The 18345-nt window shown below is 75.5% G+C and carries 10 protein-coding genes and 1 riboswitch; of the genes, 3 read left to right on the top strand and 7 right to left on the bottom strand.

Going from position 1 to position 18345, the window contains the following annotated elements:
* Positions 1-33: 33 nt before the first annotated feature.
* From BUE43_RS16460 to cobN, 6 genes are all read right to left on the bottom strand, one after another.
* On the bottom strand, positions 34-4635 hold the full coding sequence (locus tag BUE43_RS16460) for a type I polyketide synthase (protein ID WP_083959746.1): 4602 nt from the start codon (positions 4633-4635) through the stop codon (positions 34-36).
* Positions 4632-6542, bottom strand: coding sequence for a non-ribosomal peptide synthetase (locus tag BUE43_RS16455; protein WP_073484112.1), 1911 nt, complete (start codon positions 6540-6542; stop codon positions 4632-4634). The genes BUE43_RS16460 and BUE43_RS16455 overlap by 4 nt, the downstream gene beginning before the upstream one ends.
* 7 nt (positions 6543-6549) lie before the next feature.
* Positions 6550-7554, bottom strand: a complete 1005-nt coding sequence (locus BUE43_RS16450; RefSeq protein WP_073484110.1) for an NAD(P)-binding domain-containing protein — start codon at positions 7552-7554, stop codon at positions 6550-6552.
* Complete coding sequence (locus BUE43_RS16445) at positions 7544-8407, bottom strand: SAM-dependent methyltransferase (RefSeq protein ID WP_073484108.1); 864 nt, start codon at positions 8405-8407, stop codon at positions 7544-7546. Before BUE43_RS16445 ends, BUE43_RS16450 begins: the two co-directional genes overlap by 11 nt.
* A 559-nt stretch (positions 8408-8966) precedes the next feature.
* Positions 8967-10028: a tRNA (adenosine(37)-N6)-threonylcarbamoyltransferase complex transferase subunit TsaD gene (gene tsaD / locus BUE43_RS16440; protein WP_073484106.1), complete on the bottom strand. Its 1062-nt coding sequence runs from the start codon at positions 10026-10028 to the stop codon at positions 8967-8969.
* A gap of 10 nt (positions 10029-10038) precedes the next feature.
* A complete protein-coding gene (gene cobN, locus BUE43_RS16435) occupies positions 10039-13644 on the bottom strand; it encodes a cobaltochelatase subunit CobN (RefSeq protein ID WP_073484906.1) in 3606 nt (1201 codons plus the stop codon).
* Between the two features lie 163 nt (positions 13645-13807).
* Positions 13808-13930, bottom strand: a riboswitch (cobalamin riboswitch).
* A 72-nt stretch (positions 13931-14002) separates the two neighbouring features.
* Here cobN and cobG point away from each other — a divergent pair.
* Genes cobG through BUE43_RS16420 form a run of 3 tightly spaced genes read left to right on the top strand, consistent with a single transcriptional unit; the run spans position 14003 to position 17555 of the window.
* On the top strand, positions 14003-15409 hold the full coding sequence (gene cobG / locus BUE43_RS16430; protein WP_083959744.1) for a precorrin-3B synthase: 1407 nt from the start codon (positions 14003-14005) through the stop codon (positions 15407-15409).
* Positions 15406-16032 carry a precorrin-8X methylmutase gene (locus tag BUE43_RS16425; protein ID WP_073484104.1) on the top strand — a complete coding sequence of 209 codons (627 nt, stop codon included), beginning with the start codon at positions 15406-15408 and terminating at the stop codon, positions 16030-16032. Before cobG ends, BUE43_RS16425 begins: the two co-directional genes overlap by 4 nt.
* On the top strand, positions 16029-17555 hold the full coding sequence (locus BUE43_RS16420) for a precorrin-2 C(20)-methyltransferase (protein WP_073484102.1): 1527 nt from the start codon (positions 16029-16031) through the stop codon (positions 17553-17555). The genes BUE43_RS16425 and BUE43_RS16420 overlap by 4 nt, the downstream gene beginning before the upstream one ends.
* Here BUE43_RS16420 and BUE43_RS16415 read toward each other — a convergent pair.
* Positions 17543-18301 carry a cobalt-precorrin-6A reductase gene (locus BUE43_RS16415; RefSeq protein WP_234995758.1) on the bottom strand — a complete coding sequence of 253 codons (759 nt, stop codon included), beginning with the start codon at positions 18299-18301 and terminating at the stop codon, positions 17543-17545. The two genes, BUE43_RS16420 and BUE43_RS16415, sit on opposite strands and share 13 nt — an antisense overlap.
* Positions 18302-18345 lie beyond the last annotated feature (44 nt).

The following is an 18345-nucleotide window of genomic DNA, read 5'->3' as shown; positions in this document are numbered from 1 at the left end:
GAACCCGCGGGGCCCACGCGCGATCCGGCCCGATCACGCCGAATCCCCCCGGACCGCGGCGCCCCCCGGCCACCACTCCTCCAGCGGCGACAACGGGTCCCCGCCGACCTCGCCCTGCTCGACGACCTCGGTCTCCCACCGGGGCGCGGCCTCCTCCTCCGTCGGGCCCTCCACGGCCTGAGCCAGAGTGGCCACGGTGGGCGTGGCGAACAGGTCGCGCACCGACGTCGTGAGCCCCAGCAACTCCTTGCCGCGCTGCACGACCTGCAACGCGAGCAGGGAGTGGCCGCCGAGGGCGAAGAAGTTGTCGTGCACCCCGATGCCGTCCACGCCCAGCACCTGCTCCCACAGCTCGACCAGGGCCGTCTCCAGCGGGGTCCTCGGCGCGAGGTAGGACGTGGGCAGGCACGGGCGGGCGTTGGCCGACGCGACGGCGGCGGCCGAGGGCGGGTGGAGCGGCGCGGCCGCCTCGTCGTCGCCGACCGGACCGGACGCGACCAGCTCGTCGGGCGGCACGGCGGAGACGGCGACCTGACCCAGCGGCAAGGCGGCCAGCGCGGCCTCGAAGGCGGCCAGCGCCTCCTCCGGGGCCAGCCCGCCCGGCAGGTCCGCGCCGTGGACCTCCCGGTGGCGCCGCTCGACGTCGACCGCCATCCCGGTCCCCCGCCACCGGTCCCAGTTGATCGACAGCGTGGGGACGCCGAGATCGCGGGACGCGTGGACGGCGAGCGTGTCGAGGAAGGCGTTCGCCGCCCCGTAGCAGGTCAGCCCGGGGGCGCCGACGAACGAGGCCAGCGACGAGAAGAACACGACGAAGTCGGGGCGCGCGCCGACCGCGCGCACCGCGTCCAGGAGCACGGCCGCCCCGTCGACCTTGGCGCGCACCGCGTCCGCCACCTCGTCGTGCCCGAGGTACTCGGCCATGCCGCTGCCGACCACGCCGGCGGCGTGCACGACGCCGTGGATCTCGCCGTGGTGGTCCAGGGTCTCGCTGAGGATCTCCTTGATCCGGGTGCGGTCGGCGACGTCCGCGGCGTGTGCCGTCACGTCGGCGCCGAGGGCGCGCAGCCGGTGCAGGGTCGCGCTCGGGGCGGAGTCGGCCACGAGGTCGTCCGCGCACCGTCCAATGAGGACGATCCGCGCGTCGTGGGTGGTGGCCAGGTGCTCGGCCAGCCGGAGGCCCACCCCGCCGAGGCCGCCGGTGACGACGTAGACGCCGCCGCGCCGCAACGGCGCCGGGGGCAGCTCGGTCGACGCCAGCGACTGGAACTGCCGCACCCACCGCCGGCCGGCGCGCAGGGCGACCAGGTCTTCCTCGCGCGGGCGGGCGAACTCGCCCAGCACGTCGCGGGCGAGCCGCTCGTGGTCGGCGGCGCGGGTCTCGGTCGGGTCGAGGTCCAGGACGGTGACCGACAGGGTGGCCAGCTCGCGGGGCAGGACGCGGCTGGCGCCCACCGCGCAGGCCGAGCGCGGGATCAGCCGCTCCCAGCCGGTGACCGACAACGCCCCGTAGGTCACCACGCAGGTCTCGACCGGCGCGGTCCCGCCGGCCACGCCGTGCGCGACGCCGATCAGGCTCGCCAGGTCCGGCCCGAACTCCGCGTACTCGGGGTGGCACCAGAAGTCGACGATCCGCAGCGGCCGCCCGGAGTCTCCGGCCAACGACAACAGCAGGGCGTAGTGCTCCCGGCTCTCCGGAGCGAGGACGAAGTGGAACGGGTCGGCCTGGTGGAAGTCCACGCCGGGCGTCACCACCACCGGCGCGGTTCCGTGGCGGCGCAGGACGTCCACCACCCGGTCGGCGAGGGGCGAGCGGTCCGAGAACACCAGCCACCGCCACCCGTCGACCACCGCGCCGATGTCGGGTCGGGTGACGTCGACCGACCGCCGCCAGTCCACTGTGTACAGGAGGTCCGCAGGGCGGCGGGGCGGCCTCGGCGACCACCGCCGGCGCGCGGCGATCTCCCTCGGGTCGGGCCGGCACGGGGTCGCCGCGAAGGAGTACCGCACCGACGGCACCCTGGCCCGCCGCTCGTCCCGGTGCAGGGCCGAGATGTCGACGTCCACGCCGGACACCCACAACCGGCCGACCGCGTCGAGCAGCGCCTCCACGTCGTCGCGGTGCTCCTGGGGGTGCCGGGTCACGCTCACGACCGGCACGTCCTGCACCGGGCCGAGGGTGGACCGGGCGAGGGTGGCCAGCGTCGTGCCGGGGCCGACCTCCACCAGCGCCGGCCGTCCCCTGCTCAGGACGTGCTCCAGCCCGTCGGCGAACCGGACGGTGGTCCGCAGGTGGGTCACCCAGTACTCGGGGTCGGTCACCTCGTCGCCGACCACCCCACCGTACACATTGGACACCAGCGGCGCGGTCGGCGGGTGCAGGGGGATTTCGCGCAGGAAGCGGCGGAACTCGGGCAGGCCGGACTCCACCAGCTCGGAGTGGGCGGCGGTGGTGAGCGGGAGCGGGTGGCAGGACACGCCCTGGGCGGTGAGCTGACGCCGCAGCGTGCGGATCTGGTCCACCGGGCCGGCGACCACGCACAGCGCCGGCGCGTTGACCGCGCACAGGGACAGCGTTCCGGTCAGGAACGGGCGGATCTCGTCCTCGGCGGCGGCCACGCTGAGCATCGCGCCGTCGGTGAGCGCGGCGAGGATGCGGCCCCGCTCGACCACGACGGCCAACGCGTCGGGCAGGGTGAACACGCCGGCGAAGCAGGCCGCGGCGTACTCGCCGAGGCTGTGGCCCAGGAACACCGTGGGCCGCAGGCCCAGCGAGAGCAGCAACCGGCCGAGCGCGACCTCGGTGACGAAGAGCGCGGGCAGGGCGCTGGTCGGGTCCTCGATCGCCGCCGCGCCCGGGTCGGCCGCGTGCCCGTCGTCGTAGAACAGCGCGGCGCGGACGCGGTCGGCCAGCACCGGATCGGCCAGGAGGCCCACGCACTCGTCGACGGCCGCCCGGTAGACCGGGTAGTGCTCGTACAGCCCCCGCCCCATGTCCCGGTACTGGGCGCCGCCCCCGGGGAACATGAAGACGACGTCGTCGGGCGGTCGGGCGTCGCCGACCACGAGCCGCGCGTCGTCCACCGACGGCGCGCACAGGGAGCGCGCCGCCGCCTCGCGGTCCGGGAACACCCCGGCCAGGCGACGGCCGAACTGCCGCCGGCCCACGGCCAGGGTGTAGGCGACGTCGGCGAGGTCGGCGCGCGGGTTGGCGTCCAGGAACCGCGCGCACTCCTCGGCGTCGGCCTGGAGCGAGGCGGTGTCGCGCGCGGACAGGGTCACGAGCTGCCACGGCCGGCTCGGCCCCGACGGCGGGCGCGGCGCGGCCTCCTCCAGGATGACGTGCGCGTTGGTGCCGCCGATGCCGAACGCGCTCACCGCGGCGCGGCGCGGGTGCTCCGGCCGCGGCCAGGGGCCGCCCTCGACGTCGGGGCGGAACGGGCTGGCCGCGAAGTCGATCTCCGGGTGCGGGCGGTGGGCGTGCGGGCTGGGCGGCAGGAACCCGTGGTGCAGCATCAGCACCGCCTTGATGAAGCCGGCGACCCCGGCGGCGGCGTCGGTGTGCCCGATGTTGGCCTTGACCGAGCCGAGGCCGCAGAAGTTCACCCGGGTCGAGCCCGCCGCCCGGTACGCCTCGGTGAGCGCGGCGACCTCCACGACGTCGCCGACGGCGGTGGCGGTGCCGTGCGCCTCGACGTAGCCGATGGTGTCCGGGGCGACGTGGGCCGCGGTGAGCGCGTCGCGGACCGCCGCGGCCTGCCCGCGCACGCCGGGGGCGACGTAGCTGAGCTTGGCCGCACCGTCGTTGGTGACCGCGCCGCCCCGCACGACGGCGTAGACGCGGTCGCCGTCGGCCAGGGCGTCGGCCAGGCGGCGCAGCACCACGACGCCGAGGCCGTCGGCGGGCACGAACCCGGACCCGGCCTCGTGGAAGGGCCGCACGTGCCCGTCGGCGGACCAGATCCCGTTGTCCTGCCGCAGGTATCCCATGCGCCGCAACGGGGTCCAGGACACGCCGCCGGCCAGCGCCATGTCGCAGTCGAAGGTGAGCAGTCCCTGGCAGGCCAGGTGGACGGCGACCAGCGAGGTGGAGCACGCGGTCTGCACGGCGATGCTGGGGCCGGTCAGGCCGAGCTTGTAGGACACCCTGGTCGGCAGGAAGTCCTTGTCGTTGGCGGCCATCAGCAGGTCGCTGGAGGTGCCGAGGAAGGACCCAGGGTCGACCGGGTGGTAGGTGCCGACCGTCTGCCCCGCGTAGACGCCGACCCGGCCGGGGAACCGGTCGGGTGCGTGGCCGGCGTCCTCCACGGCGTGCCACGCGGCCTGCAGGAACATCCGCTGCTGCGGGTCGACGAGGGCGGCCTCGCGCGCGGAGTAGCCGAAGAACGCGGCGTCGAAGTCCTCCCCGTCGGGGACGATCCCGGCGGCCGGGACGAGGTCGGGGTGGTCGAGCCGGTCGTCGTCGGCGCCGGCGGCCCGCATCTCCTCCCGGCTGAGCCGGCGGATGGCCTCCCTGCCCTCCGCGATGAGCCGCCAGTAGGCGTCGAGGGTGGGTGCGCCGGGAAACCGGCAGCTCATACCGACGACCGCGATGTCGAGAGCCGTCTGCTCCCTGTCCTCCACCTGTACCGTCATCCTTTCCCTCGACGCGCCCGCAGGCGTTGGCTCGTCCGCGAACGGTGGTCCCGCACCGACGGCGGGTCCGACCCGGTCGGCTGGCGCCCGGCCCCGTCGGGGTCGTCGAGGCGGGCGGCGAGGAGCCGGACGTTGTGCGCCCGCACGAGGTCCACTGTGGACAGACGGACCGCCCACCGCTCGGTGACCGCCTCGCGCAGCCGGACCAGGTCCAGCGAGGTGCCGCCCAGCGCGAGGAAGTCGTCCGTCGCGCCGACCCGGTCCAACCCGAGCAGGCGGGCCCACAACCGGGCCAGCTCGCGCTCGGTGCCGCCGCGCGGGGGGACGTAGTCGTGGCCGAGCGGCGGGCGGTTCCCGGTCGGGGCGGGCAGAGCGGCGCGGTCGACCTTGCCGTGCGGGGTCAGCGGGAGCCGGTCGAGCGCGACGAACACCGACGGCACCAGGTAGTCCGGCAGCCGCGCGCCCAGGAACGCGCGCAGGTCGGGCACGGGCACCGGCGGGCCGTCGGACACCTCCAGGTACGCGACCAGCCGGCGGTGCCCGCCGTCCCCCTCGGCGGTCGTGACGACCGCTCCGGTGACGCGGGGGTGGGCGCGCAGCGCCTCCTCCACCTCGCCGGGCTCGATGCGGAACCCCCTGAGCTTGATCTGGTGGTCCACCCGCCCCACGAACTCGACCTCGCCGTCGGGCCGGCGCCGCCCGAGGTCGCCGGTGCGGTACATCCGCGCGCCGGGCCGGCCGGCGAAGGGGTCGGGCAGGAACCGCAGGGCCGTCAGGTCGGGGCGGTTGAGGTACCCCCGCGCCACCCCGGCCCCGCCCACGTACAGCTCGCCGAGCTCGCCGACGGCGGCGGGCCGGCCGGCCGGGTCGAGCACGTACAGGTCCACGCCGGGAAGCACGGCGCCGAGCGCGGGTTTGCCGGGGCGGTCGCCGCACCGGCCCGCCGTGGCGCTCACAGTGGCCTCGGTGGGGCCGTAGGCGTTGAACATCCGGACCCGCCCGGCCCACCGCCGGGCCAGGAACTCCGGCAGGGCCTCGCCGCCGGCCACCAGGGTGGACACCGGCGGCGGGTCGCCCACCGGGAGGGAGACCAGCAGCGACGGCGACGCGGAGAAGTGGGTGGCCCGGTGGTCCCGGAGCACGCGCGCCAGGTCGTCCCCGGACAGGGTCGCGCCCGCCGGGGGCAGGCAGAGCGCGCCCCCGTTGAGGAGGCTCATGGCCAGTTCCCACACCCAGGCGTCGAAGGTCGGCGGGGCGAACTGGAGGACCCGCGCCTCGTGGAGGTCGCCGAACCGCCGGCGCAGCCCGTCGGCGAGGTTGACGACGCCGCCGTGCTCCACCAGCACTCCCTTGGGCGTGCCGGTGGAACCCGAGGTGTGCAGGACGTAGGCCAGGTTCCGCGCGTCCGTCCGCGTCGCCGCCGAGCCATCGGTGCCGTCGGCGCTGTCGCTGAGGTCGGCGCTGCCGGTGCTGTCGCCGCCGAGGGCGAGGCCGAGGTCCTGGTCGATCCGCACGATGTGCTTGCCGCTCAAGGAGAACAGCCCGCGCGGGTCCCGGTCGGCGACGACGACACTGGCAGCGGTGTCGGCCAGCACCAACGAAATCCGGCTCGGCGGTTGGGCGGCGGCCAACGGCACGTAGGCGCCCCTGGCCTTCCAGACCGCGAGCACCGCGACGAACAGGGAAACGGACCGCTCCACCAGGAGCGCGACGACGACCTCGGGACCGACGCCGCACGCCCGCAGGCGCGCGGCGAGCCGGTCCGCCCTGGTGTTCAGGTCGCCGTAGCTGATCTCGCGGCCGGACGCGACGAGCGCGGGCCGGTCCGGGTCCAGCGCCGCCCACCGCTCGAAGAGCTCGTGCGCGCCCCCGACCAGGGGAGCACCGGAAGCCGCGACCGCGCCCATCCTGGTCTCACCGGTGCTCGAGTCGCCCGGCCGTCGGCCTCGGGAACTGTTCACAGAGGACGGTGATGTGCTCATCGTGGTATCCGTCGTCGATGGCCTGTCGGACCCGGTCGCGCAGGACGGGGAGGAAGGACCGGGTGATCCCGGTCTCCTCGGCGAACGACGCGAGCTGGCGCAGCGCGTCCAGGTGCGCGGTGAGGGGCTGCTGCCCGAACCGGTAGTCGCCCCGCCGCACCAGCTCGACGCCGACGTCGATGGCCCGCTGGACCCGCGTCTGGTGCAGTGGCACGGACTTCGCGAACTCCGCCAGCGGAACGCCCGTGCGCAGGGCGAAGGTCACGCACTCCAGGAAGCCGTTGACGCCCGCGTAGTACCAGACGGCGGCGACCGTCAGGCACGCCTTGGCGCGGGTGATGTCCTGCCCGAGGTGGACGGCGCGTCCGCCCAACGCCTCGCGGAGCGCGACGGCCTCGTCGTAGCACTCGGACCGTCCTGAGTAGACGGTGTGGTTGTCCGGGGTGCCGATGGCGCGCGGGTGGCCGAGGAACGCCGCGTCCAGGCACCGGCCGCCGGCGGCCTCGACCCACCGCGCGAACGGGCCGACGTCGTCGTGCGAGCCGTTCGCCGTCTGCACCACCAGCCGCCCGTCCAGCCACCGCTCGGCGGGTTCCAGGACGGCGCGGGAGACGTCGTAGCCGATCAGGGCCAGCACGACGGTCCGGCTGGACCGCACCGCCTCCTCGACGGTGCGGCGGGGTGTGACCGCCGGACCGGCCAACGCCTCCGCGCGGGCCGGGCTCCGGTTCCACACCACCACGGACAGGCCGGCACCGGCGCAGGCCCTGGCCACCGCGGCCCCCGTGACGCCGGCCCCGATCACCGCGACATCCGCCATGCGTGCCCCCTCGCTCGACGAGCCCCGGCGCGGCCCGCCCCGGGTGCGCCGCGCGCGGGCCTCGTGCCGGTCTGGTTTCCCGGGTCGTGGCGTGCCGGGGGTGGGATCAGGCAGCATCGACCCGCCGCGCCACCAGGATCATGTGCGCCAGTTCGGGCACCTTCGCCCAGTCGGCGAAGGTCCGCGTCACGCGTTCGGCCTCGGCGGCTCCGTACTCGCGTTCCAGGTCCGGGCGGTGCTCGCGCAGCCGGGCGACCAGCCGGGTGAACGAACCGGCCACGTGGTCGGTGATGTCGACGAACTCGGCGAGGTCGAGCCCGACGTCGCGGAGCAGCCGGAAATGGGTGTCGGCGGTCTCCAGCGCGGTCATCCCGAGGATCGTGAAGAATTCCGCGACCCGGCGGCGGAGACCGTCGTTCATCGGGGTCCGCAGAAACGGCGTCTCGATGACGAGCCGCCCATTCAGGCGCAGGAGCCGGGCAATTTCCGGGAACAACTCGGAAAGCGCGAAGTGCGGGGTGGACTCGAACGCGAGGACGGCGTCGAAGGAGCCGTCGGGAAAGGGGGTGCCGAGCGCGTCGCACTCGACGAGGGTCACCTGGTCCGCCACGCCGGCCAGGTCGGCCGCGCGCCGCGCGTCGGCCAGGGCGCGGGGGTTGACGTCGACGCCGACGACCTCGGCGCCGGTGCGGACGGCGGTGGCGACGGCCGCCGCGCCGTGGCCGCACCCGAGGTCCAGGACCCGGCCCCCGGGACCGACGCCGAGCCGCTCGACCACCAGCGCGGTGAGCCGGGCGGTGGCGGCCGCGATCGGGGTGTCGTCCTCGGGGCCCGACCAGTAGCCGTAGTGCAGGTCGGGGCCCCAGTACCTGGCCACCAGGGGGGCGAGGTGGTCGTAGGCCGCGACGACGTCGGGTCCGGGCGGCGTGGGCGGGGCGGTCGCCGGCGCGGGCGCGTTCCTCGTGCTCACCGTTGTTCACCCGACCTTCCGGGAGGGCCGGCACGGGGCGGTCCCGGGGCTCGGACCCGGGTGCGGGGATGCCGGACGACGGACGGCGCGCCACCGGAGGAGGCGGGCCGCGACAGCGCGGCCCGGAATCGTCGACACGGGCCCGGGAACGGTCAAGACCAGGCCCCTCGCCCGAGTGAACTTCCACCGTCGTGGCACATCACCATCACTTCGGGACGCGGTCTCGGCCGCTTGAGCGCCGCCACCCGGTGAGGCGACCGCGCATACCACATTCGAGAATGACGCCGCGCAACTAATTCGCGACTCGGTGGGCGGCGAACGGCCGAGCCCGGGTTCACACCGGGATTCCGCTCTTTGTCGTCCGCGCGTCGCCCCGCCGAGGGCGGGCCACGCCCCATCGGCGACGCGCCGGGTCGGTGTCGGCGGCAGGGGCACCCGCGGTGTCATCCGCGGCGTCGCCAGGCAGCGCGAAACGGCGACGGACCAGACGAGGACTTCCCCGTTACGCGAGCGATCGCACGAGGAACGGGCGACCAACGCGCCGGCGCGCGCCGAGGCGTCAGGCGAGGACGGGCTCGTGCGCGGTGGGGTCGAGCTGCGCCCAGGTCAGCTCGATGCTCGGCTGGACCGACAGGCCGGTCGCCGAGGACCGCGCGCCGGAGCGGACCAGGAGGTCGCCGACGGCGGCGATCATCGCCCCGTTGTCGGTGCACAGCCGGGGCGGCGGGACGCGCAGCTCGATCCCCGCCTCGGCGCAGCGCTGCTCGGCCAGCGCGCGGACCCGGCTGTTGGCGGCGACCCCGCCCACGACCACCAGGGTCGACACGTCGTGCTCGCGGCACGCCCTGATCGCCTTGCGGGTGAGGGTGTCCGCCACCGCCTCCTGGAAGCTGGCGGCCACGTCGGCGACGGCCAGCTCCCGGCCCGCCGCGTGGGCGGACTCGACGTGCCGGGCCACCGCGGTCTTCAGCCCGGAGAAGGAGAAGCCCAGCGGCGGGTCGTTCCGCCCGGTGAGCGGGCGCGGGAAGGCGACCGCGGTCGGGTCGCCGGCCCGCGCGGCCCGGTCGATGGCCGGGCCGCCGGGGTAGGGCAGGCCGAGGATGCGGGCGACCTTGTCGAACGCCTCCCCCGCCGCGTCGTCCACCGTGTCCGACAGGTGCACCACCGGGTCGCGCACGAGGTCGCGCACCAACAACAGCGAGGTGTGACCACCCGAGACGATCAACACCACGCTGCGGGGCGGGAGCTCGCCGTGGGCGAGGGTGTCGGCGGCGGCGTGCCCCGCCAGGTGGTGCACCGCGTACAGCGGCACGCCCAACGCCTGGGCGTAGGCCTTCGCGGCGCCCACCCCGACGTGCAGGGCGGTGGCCAGCCCCGGACCGGCCGTGACCGCCACCGCCCCCACGTCGTCGAGCGTCAGCCGGGCGTTGTCGAGCGCCGCGCGGACGCAGGGCACGAGCGCCGACACGTGGGCGCGGGCAGCGATCTCGGGCACGACCCCGCCAAAGCGGACGTGCTCGTCCATGCTGCTCGACAGGGCGTCGCCGAGCAGCACCCCGTCCCGCACGAGACCGACCCCGGTCTCGTCGCAGGACGTCTCGATGCCCAACACCACGGTCATGACTGCCCGCTCACCTCTCGTCGTCCTCCAGGTCGCCCTCGGTCCGCAGGTACACGTCGCGCAGCGCGTCGAGGGTGGCCTGGTCCGGCTTCTCCCACATCCCGCGGTCGGCCGCCTCCAGCAGCCGCTCGGCGATGCCGTGCAGCGCCCACGGGTTCGACGTGGTCAGGAACCGCTGGTTCTCCTCGTCGAGCACGTAGGTCTCGGCGACCTTCTCGTACATCCAGTCGGCGACCACGTTGGTCGTGGCGTCGTAGCCGAACAGGTAGTCCACAGTGGCCGCCAGCTCGAACGCGCCCTTGTAGCCGTGCCGCCGCATGGCGGCCAGCCAGCGCGGGTTCACCACGCGCGCCCGGAAGATCCGGGAGGTCTCCTCGGTGAGCGCGCGCGTGCGGACCGAGTCCGGCCGGGTGCTGTCGCCGATGTAGGCGGTCGGCGTCTTGCCCGTGAGCGCGCGGATCGTGGCGACCATGCCGCCGTGGTACTGGTAGTAGTCGTCCGAGTCGAGGATGTCGTGCTCGCGGGTGTCGATGTTCTTGGCCGCCACCGCGATCCGGCGGTAGGTGGACTCCATGTCCTCCCGCGCCGGCACGCCCTCCAGCCCGCGCCCGTAGGCGTAGCCGCCCCACACCGCGTAGACCTCGGCCAGGTCGGCGTCGTCGCGCCAGTTCCGGCTGTCGATCAGCGGCAGGATGCCGGCGCCGTAGGCCCCCGGCTTCGACCCGAAGATCCGCATCGTGGCGCGCCGCTCGTCGCCGTGCCGCGCGCGGTCGGCCCGGACGTGCGCCAGGACGAAGTTCTCCTCCTCCGGCTCGTCCAGGTCGGCGACCAGCCGGACGGCGTCGTCGATCAGGGCGACCACGTGCGGGAACGCGTCCCGGAAGAAGCCGCTGATGCGGACGGTGACGTCGACGCGGGGCCGGCCCAGCTCCGCCAGCGGGATCACGTCCAGGCCGGTGACCCGGCGGGACTGCTCGTCCCACACCGGACGGACACCGAGCAGGGCCAGCACCTCGGCGGCGTCGTCGCCGGCGGTGCGCATGGCGCTGGTGCCCCACACCGACAGGCCCACCGAGCGCGGCCACTCGCCGTGGTCGGCGCGGTAGCGCTCCAGCAGCGAGTCCGCCATCGCCTGGCCGGTCTCCCACGCCAGGCGGCTGGGCACGGCCTTGGGGTCGACCGAGTAGAAGTTGCGGCCGGTGGGCAGCACGTTGATCAGGCCGCGCAGCGGGGAGCCGCTGGGCCCGGCCGGCACGTAGCCGCCGTCGAGGGCGTGCAGCACCGCGTCGAGCTCGTCGGTCGTGCGGGCCAGGCGCGGCACGACCTCGGTGGCCGCGAAGCGCAGCACCTTGGCGACCAGCTCGTCGGCCCGGCCGAGCACGGCCTGGCAGACCTCGTCGGCGGCAGCCGAGTCCCACCCGCGCTCCTCCATCGCGGCGACGAGCGCGTGCGCCTGGGTCTCGGTCTCGTCGGTGGCGGTGCGGCCGGCGCTGCCGTCCTCGGCCATGCCCAGCGCCTCGCGCAGGCCGGGCAGGGCGGCCACCTGGCCGGCCCACATCTGCCGGGCCCGCAGCATGGCCAGCACCAGGTTCACCCTGGCCTCGCCGACCGGGGCCGCGCCGAGCACGTGCAGGCCGTCGCGGATCTGGACGTCCTTGATCTCGCACAGCCAGCCGTCGAGGTGCAGCAGGAAGTCGTCGAACTCGGCGTCGTGCGGCCGGTCGGCCACGCCGAGGTCGTGGTCCAGCCGGGCGGCCTGGATCAACGTCCAGATCTGGGCCCGGATGGCCGGCAGCTTGGCCGGGTCCATCGCGGCGATGTTGGCGTGCTCGTCGAGGAGCTGCTCCAGACGCGCGATGTCGCCGTAGCTGTCGGCGCGGGCCATCGGCGGCACCAGGTGGTCGACCAGGGTCGCGTGCGCCCGCCGCTTGGCCTGGGTGCCCTCGCCCGGGTCGTTGACCAGGAACGGGTAGATCAGCGGCAGGTCGCCGAGGGCGGCGTCCGGGCCGCAGGAGGCGGACATGCCGGCGGCCTTGCCCGGCAGCCACTCCAGGTTGCCGTGCTTGCCCACGTGCACGACCGCGTCCGCGCCGAACTCGTCCTCCAGCCACCGGTAGGCGGCGAGGTAGTGGTGGCTGGGCGGCAGGTCGGGGTCGTGGTAGATCGCGATCGGGTTCTCCCCGAAGCCGCGCGGCGGCTGCACCATCACCACGACGTTGCCGGCGCGCAGGGCGGCGAGCACGATCTCGCCGTCGCGGTCGCGGGAGCGGTCCACGAACAGCTCGCCGGGCGGCGGCCCCCAGTGCCCCTCGATGTCGGAGCGCAGGTCCTCGGGCAGGGTGTCGTACCAGGCGCGGTACCGCGCGGCCGAGATGCGGACCGGGTTGCCGGAGAGCTGCTCCTCGGTGAGCCAGTCCTGGTCCTGCCCGCCCGCCGCGATCAGCGCGTGGATGAGGGCGTCACCGTCCTGAGTGGACACCCCGGGCAGCGCGTCCGGCCCGTCCTCGGCCCCGATGTCGTAGCCGCGCTCGCGCAGGGCGGCGAGCAGCCGGACGACGCTGGCCGGCGTGTCCAGGCCGACGGCGTTGCCGATCCGGGAGTGCTTGGTCGGGTACGCCGACAGCATCACCGCGATCCGACGTCGCTCGGCGGGCACGTGCCGCAGCCGGCCGTGCCGCACCGCCAGGCCGGCGACCCGGCGCGACCGCTCGCGGTCGGCCACGTAGACGGTCAGGCCGTCCTGGTCGATCTCCTTGAAGGAGAACGGAACCGTGATGATCCGGCCGTCGAACTCCGGGATCGCCACCTGGGAGGCGGTGTCCAGCGGGGACAGGCCGTCGTCGTTCTCCTCCCACGCCGAGCGCGACGTGGTCAGGCACAGCCCCTGCAGGATCGGGACGTCCAGCGCGGCGAGCGCGCCGACGTCCCAGGTCTCGTCGTCCTCGCCGGCCGAGGCCGCGGCCGGGCGGGTGCCGCCGGCGGCGAGCACGGTGACGACCAGCGCGTCGGCCCGGCCGAGGGTGTCGAGCAGCTCGGGCTCGGCGGTCCGCAGCGAGGCGCAGAACACCGGCAGGGCCTGCCCGCCGGCGTCCTCGATCGCCTCGCACAGGGTCTCGACGAAGGCGGTGTTCCCCGCGACGTGGTGGGCGCGGTAGTACAGCACGCCGACGACCGGGCCCTCGGCGCGGCGCGCGGTGCGCGGGAGCACGCCCCAGGTGGGGGTCTCGGCGGGCGGCGCGAACCCGTGGCCGGTCAGCAGCACGGTGTCGGACAGGAACCGGTGCAGCTCGGCGAGGTTGGTCGGGCCGCCGTGGGCGAGGTAGGCGTGCGCCTCGGCGCAGACGCCGGCCGGCACCGAGGACAGCTCCATCAGCTCGGCGTCCGGGGCCTGCTCGCCGCCGAGCACGACCACCGGGCGCGGCCCGGCGAGCAGCGCGTCCAGACCCTCCTCCCAGGCGCGCCGGCCGCCCAGGATGCGGACGACGACGAGGTCGACGTCCGCCAGCAGGGCGGGCAGGTCGTCCACGGTGAGGCGGGCGGGGTTGCCCAGCCGGTAGTCGGCGCCGCTGGCGCGGGCGCTGAGCAGGTCGGTGTCGGAGGTCGACAGCAGCAGCACCCGGCTGCGCGGGGCGTCAGCCGCCGGATCCCCCGGGGCATCCGAGGCGGCGCGCTGCCCGGTCTCGGCGGCGGGCGGCAGCGGGCGACGCGATGGCACGTCGTGGCTCACACGGTCCTCCCTCGGGGTCCTCGCCCCAGAGTCGTCGGGGTGTGGCGGCCGGAGTCTCCTGGCTCCCGGATCGACGCTCACCCCGGCCTTCCCGCCCTGGTGGGCCGTGGCCGTGCCGTGGGGTTCGCTCCCCGGTGACAGTGGCGGGACCGCGCCGGAGTCGCACCGGCTTCCTCCCTCTGCCGCCGGGGGTGACCCTACCGACAGGCACCCTGATCTCGGCAACACCGCAAGTAGCATCCCCGCCGTGTCCCACGTCTCCCCCACCTGTGATCCCGCCGCGGGGTCGAGCGGCAGCTCCCGGGGCGCCGACCGGTCGCGGCCGGACGCCTGCCCCGGGGCGCTCCAGGTCCACCAGGCCGCGGACGGCGGGCTGGCCCGCGTGCGGGTGCCCGGCGGCGTGGTGGCGGCGGAGCAGCTGCGGGCGCTGGCGGCGGTCGCGGCCGAGCTGGGCGACGGGCACCTCGAACTGACCTCGCGGGCGAACATCCAGCTCAGGGGCCTGGGCTCGGGAACCGAGCCGCGGTTGGCGGAGCGGATCGCCGCGGTGGGACTGCTGCCGTCGCGCACGCACGAGCGGGTGCGCAACATCCTGGCGTCGCCGCTGAGCGGCCGGGACGGCGTCGGTGCGTGGGACGTGGCTCCGCTGGTGGCCGACCTGGACCGGGAGCTGTGCGCCCGCCCGGAGTTGGCGGAGCTGTCCGGCCGGTTCCTGTTCACCCTGGACGACGGGCGCGGCGACGTCGCGGGGCTCGACGGCGACGTCGGCGCGCTGGCGGTGGAGTCGGGGCGGGCCGCGATGTGGTTGGCGGGCCAGGACATCGGCCTGCGGGTGCCCGCCGCCGAGGTCGTGGCCGTGATGCTCGCGGCGGCTTCGGCCTTCCTCGCCGAGCGGGCCGCGCAGGACTCGCGGGCGTGGCGGATCACCGAGCTGACCGACGGGGTGGCCCGGGTGCGGGACCGGCTCGCCACCGAGTTCGGGCACGCCCAGTCCACGCACGCCCAGTCGATGCACGCCCAGTCGATGCACGCCCAGTCGATGCACGCACAGAGCGGCGAGCTCGCGCCGTCCCCTGTGGTCTCACCGCACCCGCACGGTCCCGTAGGATTGATCGAGCAGCAGGACGGCCTGGTCACCCTGGCTGTCGTGGTGCCACTCGGTCGGCTGTCGGCGCAGCAGGCGGAAGCGCTCGCCGACGCCGCGCTCGACGGCGGCGGCGAGCTGCGGACCACGCCGTGGCGCGGGATCGTCGTCCGCGACCTGCCCCCGGCGGCGGCGCGGCACTGGTCGTCCACAATGGACAGTCACGGTCTGGTCGTCGACCCGGCGTCGCCCTGGGTCGGGGTGAGCGCGTGCGCCGGTCGGCCGGGCTGCGGCAAGGCCATGGCCGACGTCCGCGCCGACGCGAGCCGGTGGACGCGCCTGGCGGCCCGCGCGACCGCCGACGGGCTGCCCGTCCACTGGGTCGGCTGCGGCCGGCGGTGCGGGCGCCCGCGGGGCCGGGTCGTCGAGGTGGTCGCCACCGGGGCGGGCTACGAGGTGACCAGGGACGGCCGGGTGCTGGCCGAGCTGGCCGTGCCGGCCGGGCCGGGCACGACCGGTGACATCGAGGAAACGGCAGCCGCGGTCGACGCGGCGCGGAGGGATCAGTGATCGACTACATCCGGGACGGCGCGGAGATCTACCGCCAGTCCTTCGCCACCATCCGCGCGGAGACCGACCTGGGTCGGCTGCCGGCGGACCTCGCCCACGTCGCGGTGCGCATGGTGCACGCCTGCGGCATGGTCGACCTGGTGGCGGACCTCGCGTGGTCGCCAGGCGTCGTCGCCGACGCGCGGGCCGCGCTGCGGGCCGGCGCCCCGATCCTCTGCGACGCGGCGATGGTGGCCTCCGGCGTCACCCGACGCCGGCTGCCGGCCGACAACCCGGTGGTCTGCACGCTCTCCGACCCCCGCGTGCCCGGGCTCGCGGCCGAGCTGGGCACCACGCGCAGCGCGGCGGCGCTGGAGCTGTGGCGCGACCAGCTCGACGGCGCCGTCGTGGCCATCGGCAACGCGCCCACGGCCCTGTTCCGGCTGCTGGAGATGGTGGCCGAGGGCGCGGGCCGGCCGGCCGCCGTGCTGGGCATCCCGGTGGGCTTCATCGGCGCGGCCGAGTCCAAGGAGGCGTTGGCCGACAACGACCTGGGCCTGGAGTACCTCATCGTGCGGGGTCGGCGGGGCGGCAGCGCCATGACCGCCGCCGCCGTCAACGCGATCGCAAGCGAGGAAGAGTGAGCAGCAGCACGCAGGTCGGTCGGCTCTGGGGAGTGGGGCTGGGGCCGGGTGACCCGGAGCTGGTGACGGTCAAGGCGGCCCGGCTGATCGGCGCCGCCGACGTCGTCGCCTACCACAGCGCGCGGCACGGGCGCAGCATCGCGCGGGCGCTGGCCGAGCCGTACCTGCGGGGCGACCAGGTCGAGGAACCGCTGATCTACCCGGTCACCACGGAGACCACCGACCACCCCGGCGGCTACCAGGGCGCGATCGACGAGTTCTACGCCGAGTGCGCCGCCCGGCTCGCCGCGCACCTGGACGCCGGCAGGGACGTCGTCGTGCTGGCCGAGGGCGACCCGTTCTTCTACGGCTCCTACATGCACATGCACAAGCGGCTCGCGCACCGCTACCCCACCGAGGTGGTGCCCGGCGTGACGTCGGTCAGCGGGGCCGCCGCCGTGCTGGGCCGGCCGCTGGTCGAGCGGGACGAGGTGCTGACCGTCCTGCCCGGCACGCTGCCCCCCGACGTGCTGGCCGAGCGGCTGGCCGCCACCGACTCGGCGGCGGTGCTCAAGCTGGGTCGGACCTTCGACAACGTCCGCGCTGCGCTGGACAAGGCGGGCCGGCTGGACGAGGCGTGGTACGTCGAGCGGGCCACCACCGAGGGCGAGCGGGTCGCCCCGCTGGCCGAGGTCGACCCGGCGACCGTGCCGTACTTCTCGCTGGCGCTGGTGCCCAGCCCGGTCAACGCACAGAACCCCGAGGTGCCGGCCGCCGAGGTCGAGCGCGGGACGACGCGGGGCGAGGTCGTCGTGGTCGGCCTGGGGCCGGCCGGGCGCCCGTGGCTCACGCCGGAGGCGCAGGACGCGCTGGCCTCGGCCGACGACCTGGTGGGCTACGGCCCGTACCTGGCGCGGGTGCCGGCCAACCCCCGGCAGCGGCGGCACGCCTCGGACAACCGGGTGGAGGCCGAGCGGGCCGCGCACGCGCTGGAGCTGGCCCAGGCCGGTTCCCGGGTCGTGGTCGTCTCCTCGGGCGACCCCGGGGTGTTCGCGATGGCCAGCGCGGTGCTGGAGGTGGCGAGCGAGCCGCGGTTCCAGGACGTGCCGGTGCGGGTGCTGCCGGGTCTGACGGCGGCGCAGGCGGTGGCGAGCCGGGTCGGTGCGCCGCTGGGGCACGACTTCTGCGTGATCTCGCTGTCCGACCGGCTCAAGCCGTGGGAGGTCATCGCCGAGCGCCTGGCGGCGGCGGCGAAGGCGGATCTGGTGCTGGCCCTGTACAACCCGGCCTCGCGCAGCCGCACCTGGCAGGTCGCGGCGATGCGGGACCTGCTGCTGGAGCACCGCGCCCCGGAGACCCCCGTGGTCGTCGGCCGGGACGTCGGCGGCCCGGAGGAGCGGGTGCGGGTGACGACGCTGGGCGAGCTGGACCCGGCCCAGGTCGACATGCGCTGCCTGCTGATGATCGGCTCGTCGACCACCCGCGTGGTGCGCAGGAGCGACGGCGACACCGTGGTGTTCACCCCCCGCCGCTACCCGGCGTGAGCAGCCGCCAGGGCGTCCAGCCAGGCCACCGCGCCCTCGACGGTCCCCACGCTCTCGACGTGGGGACCGTCGGGCAGCGGTGGCCGGCGCACCACGACGACCGGCAGGCCGAGCTCGCGGGCGGCGACGAGCTTGGCGGCGGTCATCTCGCCGCCGCTGTCCTTGGTGACCATGACGTCGATCCGGTGCCGGCGCAGCAACGCCAGCTCCCCGTCGACGGCGAAGGGTCCCCGGTCGAGCACGACCTCCAGGCGGGGCGGCAGGGGCGGCTCGGGCGGGTCGACACAACGGGCCAGGAACCACTGCTCCCGCAGGTCGGCGAAGGCCGCGAGGTCCTGCCGGCCGGTGCTGAGGAACACCCGCTCGCCCAGCCCGGGGAGCAGGCCGGCGGCGTCACTGATCGTCTCCGCCCACCGCCAGTCATCACCCGGTTCGGGCTGCCATCCGGGTCGCCGCAACACCAGCAGGGGAAGTCCGACCTCGCCGGTGGCCCGCACGGCCGAGTCTGTCATCCGATGGGCGAAGGGGTGGGTGGCGTCGACGACCGCCGCCACCCGTTCCTCTCTGAGCCAGGCGGCAAGACCCTCGGGGCCACCGAAGCCGCCGATCCGCACCTCGCCCTCGGGCAGCCGGGGGTCGGCGACCCGGCCGGCGAGCGAGGAGACCACCCGCAGCTCGGGCCGTCCGGCCAGCGCGGCGGCCAGTCGCCGCGCCTCTCCCGTGCCGCCCAGCACCAGTACCCGCACCGTCGCCCCTCGCCGCTGTCGCCCGCCCCCACCGATTGCATCCT

Source organism: Streptoalloteichus hindustanus, assembly GCF_900129375.1.
GTDB lineage: Bacteria > Actinomycetota > Actinomycetes > Mycobacteriales > Pseudonocardiaceae > Streptoalloteichus > Streptoalloteichus hindustanus.
Note: the sequence above shows the minus strand (reverse complement) of the source record. Positions and strands in the feature narration are given on the sequence as shown.

What these genes read in the sequence shown, in the direction of transcription:
- BUE43_RS16460 (WP_083959746.1), bottom strand. Translation starts at nt 4,635, where the DNA reads ATGACGGTACAGGTGGAGGACAGGGAGCAGACGGCTCTCGACATCGCG.
- BUE43_RS16455 (WP_073484112.1), bottom strand. Translation starts at nt 6,542, where the DNA reads ATGGGCGCGGTCGCGGCTTCCGGTGCTCCCCTGGTCGGGGGCGCGCAC.
- BUE43_RS16450 (WP_073484110.1), bottom strand. Translation starts at nt 7,554, where the DNA reads ATGCTGCCTGATCCCACCCCCGGCACGCCACGACCCGGGAAACCAGAC.
- tsaD (WP_073484106.1), bottom strand. Translation starts at nt 10,028, where the DNA reads ATGACCGTGGTGTTGGGCATCGAGACGTCCTGCGACGAGACCGGGGTC.